Origin of the sequence: Trichloromonas sp. (assembly GCF_041583255.1) — a bacterium.
Lineage (GTDB): Bacteria > Desulfobacterota > Desulfuromonadia > Desulfuromonadales > Trichloromonadaceae > Trichloromonas.
On the sequence record NZ_JBFHGD010000184.1, the window covers coordinates 1 to 6,660 of the forward strand.

At 65.9% G+C, this 6,660-nt stretch carries 6 protein-coding genes; 5 read left to right on the forward strand and 1 reads right to left on the reverse strand.

What is annotated here, in order from left to right:
* The first annotated feature begins 203 nt into the window (after positions 1-203).
* The 5 genes from ABYV89_RS13170 to ABYV89_RS13190 all read left to right on the forward strand — a co-directional run bounded on the left by ABYV89_RS13170 (position 204) and on the right by ABYV89_RS13190 (position 5,943).
* Positions 204-1,085, forward strand: coding sequence for an AAA family ATPase (locus ABYV89_RS13170; protein ID WP_432823407.1), 882 nt, complete (start codon positions 204-206; stop codon positions 1,083-1,085).
* Between the two features lies 1 nt (position 1,086).
* A complete protein-coding gene (locus tag ABYV89_RS13175; protein ID WP_432823408.1) occupies positions 1,087-1,572 on the forward strand; it encodes an FmdE family protein in 486 nt (161 codons plus the stop codon).
* A 5-nt stretch (positions 1,573-1,577) separates the two neighbouring features.
* Positions 1,578-2,534: a permease gene (locus tag ABYV89_RS13180; protein ID WP_432823409.1), complete on the forward strand. Its 957-nt coding sequence runs from the start codon at positions 1,578-1,580 to the stop codon at positions 2,532-2,534.
* Between the two features lie 65 nt (positions 2,535-2,599).
* A complete protein-coding gene (locus ABYV89_RS13185; protein WP_432823410.1) occupies positions 2,600-4,447 on the forward strand; it encodes a PQQ-binding-like beta-propeller repeat protein in 1,848 nt (615 codons plus the stop codon).
* Between the two features lie 17 nt (positions 4,448-4,464).
* On the forward strand, positions 4,465-5,943 hold the full coding sequence (locus tag ABYV89_RS13190; RefSeq protein WP_432823411.1) for a tetratricopeptide repeat protein: 1,479 nt from the start codon (positions 4,465-4,467) through the stop codon (positions 5,941-5,943).
* A gap of 240 nt (positions 5,944-6,183) precedes the next feature.
* Here ABYV89_RS13190 and ABYV89_RS13195 read toward each other — a convergent pair.
* The coding region (locus ABYV89_RS13195) for a hypothetical protein (RefSeq protein WP_432823412.1) at positions 6,184-6,660 on the reverse strand (477 nt) is incomplete at its 5' end.

The following is a 6,660-nucleotide window of genomic DNA, read 5'->3' on the forward strand; positions in this document are numbered from 1 at the left end:
AAGGAAGAAGGAAGAAGGAAGAAGGAAGAAGGAAAATGCTGGCAGGGAGCGTCGGTCTTCCTGCCAGCTCTTTTTCGGTGCATCACTCCTCGCCAGCAGCCGGCGGCCAGCAGGGGGTGCCAGGGTGGCATGGTTGTTGCTCTATTTGCGGACGGGGCCCGGAGGGGCCGGTATGGTTGGGGAAATATACGGGAGATGTCTCAATGCATAGAAAACTGATGAATATTTTTTATGAGGTGCGTGATCCGGTTCTGGGCTGGGACGATATCGGCGGCTACGCCGAAGTTAAGGAGACCCTCAAGGAGATGGTCTGCCTGCCGCTGAAAAAGCCGGAGATGCTCAAGCTGCACAACCTGGGGATCCCCGCCGGGGTGATGATGTGGGGGCCGCTCGGCACCGGCATCACCATGCTCGCCGAAGCCTGCGCCAAGGAGGCCGGCGTCTCCTTTGTCTACATCTCCGGCCAGGAGATGCTCGGCAAGGGGCCGGAGCTGGTCGAGGCCTTCGACTGCGCCATCCACGAAGCGCCCTGCGTGCTCTTCATTTCCGACTGCGAGTGGCTGGCGCCGCGGGCCGGCTGCAACTACGAGTGGAGCCCGGGCAACCTGCGGGCGATCCCGCCGACCTTCGCCGACAAGGACCTCAACCGCCTCTTCATCGAGCAGGTCGACCGCATCAACCAGGTGCCGAACGTCATGCTGGTCGGGTCCTGCTACCGTATCGACACCGTCGACCAGGCGCTGATCAAGGAAAAGAAGCGCTTCAACCGCAAGGTCTTCGTCAATCCCCCCACCGCCGAAGACCGCCTCGGCATGCTCAATATCTACATGGACCAGATGCCCAACCTGGCCGCCGACGTCGACCGGCAGAAGCTGGCCGATAACAGCGAGGGGTACGTCGGCTGGGACATCGAAAGCCTGTGCAAGCGGGCCACGGTCAACGCCATCAAGGAAGATGCCGAGATCGTCACCATGGCCCATTTTGAAAAGTCGCTCAGGGAGGTCCGCCGCTTTCTGACCCCCGACATGACGGCCAAGTACTACGAAATCCGCGAGCAGGACTGTCCCCATCACTACGAGTTTTAGGGTGCCGGTACCGCGCGCGCTGTTCGACGAAATCTACGCCCGCCACGGCCACCGCTGCCCGATGAGCACCCTGGGCGGCCGCATCGGTTATGCCGCGGCGGCGCAGGTGGCGGCCGGAGAGCGACTGGCGATCTATTACGCCAACACCTGCGCTCTCGACGGCATCCGGGTTACCACCGGCATCGGCAGCCCGCGGGTCATCGAGCAGGGGCGGCATGCCCTGGTGCTGGTCGGCCGCGCCGACGGTCGAGGCGTGCAGGTGAGCCTGCGGCCGGCCGCGCTCGATATTGCCTGGGAATACCGCCGGGTCAGCGAGGCCCTCGACCGCGACCGGGCCGGGCTCGATGAGGCCGCCCTGGCCATGCGCCAGGCCGAGCTGGCGCAGGTGCTCGACGGCGTGCTGCAGCGGCTGTGGACCCTCCCCGATGAAGAACTGCTGGAGATCGTCCCGGCCGAGCTTGACCCGAACGACTTCCTGGAGCGCTGAGCACCATGCCCGATTCCATCCTGATCCAGATCCTCACCGTCATCGGCGACGAAATCGCCCGCATGTGGTGGTTCTTCCTCCTTTCCATCGTGCTGGTCGGCCTGATCAAGGGCTACCGGCTCGACCTGCGCATCCGCGACTCGATCAACCGGGCCGGGGTTTTCGGCATCGTGCTGGCGGTGGCGGTCGGCATGGTCTCCCCCCTGTGCGCCTGCGGCATCCTGCCGGTGGTGATCTCGCTGGCCATGATGGGCACCCCCATCGCGCCGCTGATCGCCCTGCTGGTCACCTCGCCGGTGATGGGGCCCGACGCCCTGCTTCTCACCTACAGCGGCCTCGGCATGGAGTTCGCCGTGCTCAAGGTGGTCGGCGCCGCCGTGCTCGGCCTCGGGGCCGGGCTGGTCACCCAGCTGCTGGTCAGGCAGGGATTTTTGGCCGGCGACCTGGTGCGGCTCAAGCCGGTCTACCGCGACAACGGCAGCCTCGCCAGCGCCGCCGAGATCGGCGCCGCCGCCGGGATCGAGGTCAAGAGCATGACCATCGTGCCGCGGGCCAGCAAGCTGCGTTTCATCTTCGACCGCACCCTCGACGCCGGGCTGTTCGTCGGCAAATACCTGCTGCTCGCCATCGTCCTCGAAGCGATTATCGTCACCCTGGTCCCGATGTCCTGGATCACCGTGCTGGCCGGGCAGAAGAGCGTCGGCTCGGTGCTGGTGGCCGCCGTGGTCGGGCTGCCGCTGCCGACCAACCAGATCCCGATCATCCCCATCCTCGCCGGCCTGCTCGAGCGCGGGATGGATCGCGGCGCCGCGCTGACCCTGCTGATGGCCGGGCCGGTCTCCAGCATCCCGGCGATCATCGCCCTGTTCGGCATGTTCCGCAAGCGGGTGGTGCTGACCTACCTCGCCGTCAGCCTCTCCATTTCGGTGCTGCTCGGCTGGCTCTACCAACTGCTGGCCTGATGAACTTCTGCCCGGCCTGCCGGCCGCGCAGACGGTTTTTCGCCAGTAATCCCGGAGGTGTCCCCGTGAGGCTGCTCCTTCTGCTGACTTTATTTCTCGGTGCCTGCGCCGTCCCTTCCGTATCGCCCCCGCCGCCGCAACGGCTCAACGACGTCGAAATCCACCAGGATACGGTGTGGCAAGGCCAGATCGTCATCGACGGTACGGTCAAGGTCTTCAAGGGAGCGGCCCTGCGCATTTTGCCCGGCAGCGACATCGCCTTCGTTCGCCGCGATCTTGATCGCGACGGCCTCGGCGACAGCGTGCTGATCGTCGAGGGGAGCCTGCTCGCCGAGGGAACCCGCGCGGCGCCGATCCGCTTCCGCAGCGCCGAGGCCGAGCCGCAGCCCGGCGACTGGCTGGAGATCCGGGTCGACTTCTCCCGCGAGACGGTGCTGCGCTACTGCGAGATTTCCGGCTCTGCCTACACCCTGCACGCCCATTTCACCAAGGGGCGGGTCGAGGACTGCACCATCCGCCACAATATCGACGGCAGCCGCCTCGGGCAGGCCCGCTTCGTCTTTGCCAACAACCTCATCGAGCACAACCAGGGCAAGGGGATCAACTTCCGAAATTCGACGGTGGAGATCACCCGCAACATCATCCGTCACAACGGATCGGGGATCTTCCTGTTCGAGAACGACCGCGAGCTCTCGATCCACCACAACAACATCCACGACAACCTGGAAAACTTCCGCCTCGGCGATTTTTACACCGGCAACGTGGAGTTGCGCGACAACTGGTGGGGGACCGCCGACCCGGCGGCCGCGGCGTTGACCATCTACGACCGCAAGCAGGATCCGGCCATCGGCACCGTTTCGCTGCAGACGGCACCGGCCTGGCTCGCAGGCTGCGGCCCTCGGGAGGCCGTCGAGCTGAAACCGCGCTGGAGCCTGGCTACCGGCGGCTACGTCGACGCCACGGTGGCGGCGGACGGGGAGGGGGGATTCGTCGGCAGCTGGGACGGTCGCCTGTACGCCCTGGACGCCACCGGCAAGACCCGCTGGGCGCGCGAACTGGGCGAGGTGATCGACAGCGCCGCGGCGCTGGATGAGCAGGCGGTTTATTTGCAGACCTGGGGGCGCAGGGTGCGGGCCCTCGACCGGGGAACCGGCGCGATTCGCTGGAGCTTCGATTACCCGGCCTCGCGGGCCGACGACCATCGCCAGGGCGGGCTGACCCGAATCGGCCAGCTGCTGCTGGTGCCGGCCTGGAACGGCACCCTCTATGCCCTCGACGCGCTCAGCGGCAAGCTGCGCTGGCAGTTCGAGGCCGGCCAACCGCTGCGCTCGGCGGTCGCCACGGCCGGCGAACGCCTGTATGTCGCCAGCGGCAGCGGCAAGCTTACGGCGCTCGCTCTCGACGGCTCCCTGCTCTGGCAGGTCGACACCGGAGCGCCGCTGCTGGCTTCCCCCGTCGTCACCCCCGCCGGCCCGGTGGCGGTCGATCGCGAGGGGAGGCTGAGCGCCTGGAGCGCCGATGGCCAGTTGCGCTGGCAGCGGGAGCTCGAAGAAACCTGCTATTATGCTGCTCCGATCTACGCCGATGGAGCCATCTTTCTGGCCACCGCCGGCGGTTCCCTGTGGAAGCTGAATGATCAGGGCGGCCAGGTGGTCTGGCGAAAAACGGGGCTTGGCCCGGTCTACGCCACCCCGCGTTTGCTCAATGGCCGCCTGCTGGTCGGCGACAATGACGGACTCTTGCATCTGTACGGCGGCGACAGCGGCGACCTGCTCGGCGCGTGGACGGCCGGCGGCGCCATCCAGTCGACCCCGGCCCTGCTCGCTGATCTGCTGGTTTTCGGCGCCCGCGACCAGCGGGTGCATGCCCTTCAACTGCTCGACCGGCCGCTGCCCGCGGCCGTCACTGAATGATATTGAGGAGATTTTACATGCGTATCCTGCTGCTGTGCTGTCTGATCCCGCTGCTCTTTGCCTGTGAGAAGAAGCGGGACGAGCCCGCCCCGGTAACTGAGCGTGCCGCTGTCCCGGTCGAAGCGGCTGCCCCGGTCGAAGCGGCTGTCCCGGTGGAAGTTGCTGACCCGAACCTGGCCCCGCCGCCGGCCGAGGTTGCCGAACCGCTCAAAGCTGCCGAGCCGGCCGAGGGGCAGGCCGCGGCGCGAACCTTCGTTCCGCTGCTGCAGCAGGGGAGCGAGCCGGTGGTGATCGAGCTGGTCAGTGAGGCGCTGGCGCTCTGGCGGCCGCAGGGCGGGGCAGAGCAGCAGCCGACCCTGCTGCTGCTCTCCAACGACCCCTTCCTGCGGAGCTTTCCCCCGCAGCTGGCTCAGGAGGTAGAGCGCCTCGCCAAAGTCGCCCCCCCTGAAGAGCTCCGGCTCAAGGGGTCGGCCCTGACCGCCGATCCGGTCCTCATATCCTCGATGAGCCTCAGCGCCGCCCTGCAATCCGGTTTTTTCAGCCGCCTGGTCTGGGTGCTGCCGGTCGCGCCCGAAACCGAAGGGCTCAGCCTCGAGGTGCTGCGCAAGCAGATGCTTGACTACGGCGCGATGAATGCCGCCGAAGCCGAGTCTCTCTCCCTGGTGGACGGCGTTTTTAGCGGAACGGTGCGGGGCATTCCCCTGCAGATGGCTTCCTTGTCCCAGTTGCCGGCTATCGAAGGGCCGACCCTGCTGCACATTGACTTGAGCTATTTCAAGCCCCTCTACAAGGGCGAGATCAAAACCCCCCTGTATCCTCTCGTCCTTCAGACCCTGTATCACCTGCGCAACAGCGCGATCCAGGTGGGGGGCGCAACCATCTCCCTCTCTCACCTCGAAGGCGGGCTGCCGCTGGAAACCCGTTTTATCGGCGCCGATCTGGCCGAGGTCTTCCGCCGGCCCGAACTCATCGATGCCGCCCTGCTGCCGGCCTGGGAAAGAAGAGGGCAGGCGCTGTACCTCGAGAACTTTTTCCAGAAAGAAAAAGTTCGCGACCTGTACCAGCAGATGGCCGAAGCCGACCCCCGCGACGCGTCGGTCAAGTTCGCCCTCTACCAGGTGCTGCGGCAGTTCAAGGAAGGCAGCGCCGCCCTTGAGTCTCTCGCCGAGGCGGTGGCGTTAGACCGCACCTATGCCCTCGAATATCTCAACCTCGCGCCGGTGGCCCTGGAGAAAGGACTCTTCGCCCAGGGGCTCAACATGCTGGAGCTGGCCGAGGCGGCCTTGCCGCAGAATCCCTTCATCCTGCTGGAGAAGGCGCGCATTCTCCAGGAAAACGGTCATGGCTCCCTGGCCGTCGAACCCTTGACCCGCCTGCGGCAGATGGCCTGGTCGCCGATCTACTACCCCGACATGCCCCAGCTCCTCGGGCAGATGGAGGAGGCCGCGAAGCAGGCCCCCCAGCCCCCGACCCCGGAGCCCGCGCCCGCCAATTGACCGCCTCGCGGTGCGGCCATCGCCGCCCCGGTGTGACGGCGTCTTGTTTTGATCTTTTCCCGGCAGTGCTCAACGCCCGGTTTTTCCGTACCTAAAAAAAGCAAAGGCCGGGGATTTCTCCTCGGCCTTTGCCGTTTACCGTTGTCTGCCTGTGATTAGCAGGGGTGGACGTTGCCGCTCCCTACCACCTTCGGTTTGATGTAACGCTTCATGTCGTCCTCCTTGGGGAAACTCTCCCGGTTACTTGCTCCAGTTGCCGCCCGCTTCGAACCACGGCGTCACCTTGTTCCACCCCGCCTCTTCCGGGGTACCGTCGTCGTTGAGGTTCACGTAGCGGTGGCAGTTCTGGGCTGCGGTCGCGTAGGCCAGCTGGCGATCGACCCGGCCGCCGCTGACGTCGGTGCCGTTGTAGGGCATCGCGCCCCGGTCCTGCCAGGCAGGAGTGCTGCTCCAGTGAGTGTCGGTGTAGATGCCGGTGACATTGTCCCACTTGTTGTGCTCGATATCGAGACAGTTGGTGATCATCAGCCGCGGCAGGCGCGAGGCGTGCGGGTTGTGGCACTTGGAGCAGCTGAAGCGATGGTAGCCGAGCTCGGCGGTGGTGGTGCCGAAATCGACCGCCCACTGGAATTCCAGGTAGGCGTACTCTACCTTGCCTTCGACCATCGACCAGGCGAGGGGGGAGATCCCATCGCCGAAATCGTCGTTGCGCAGGCC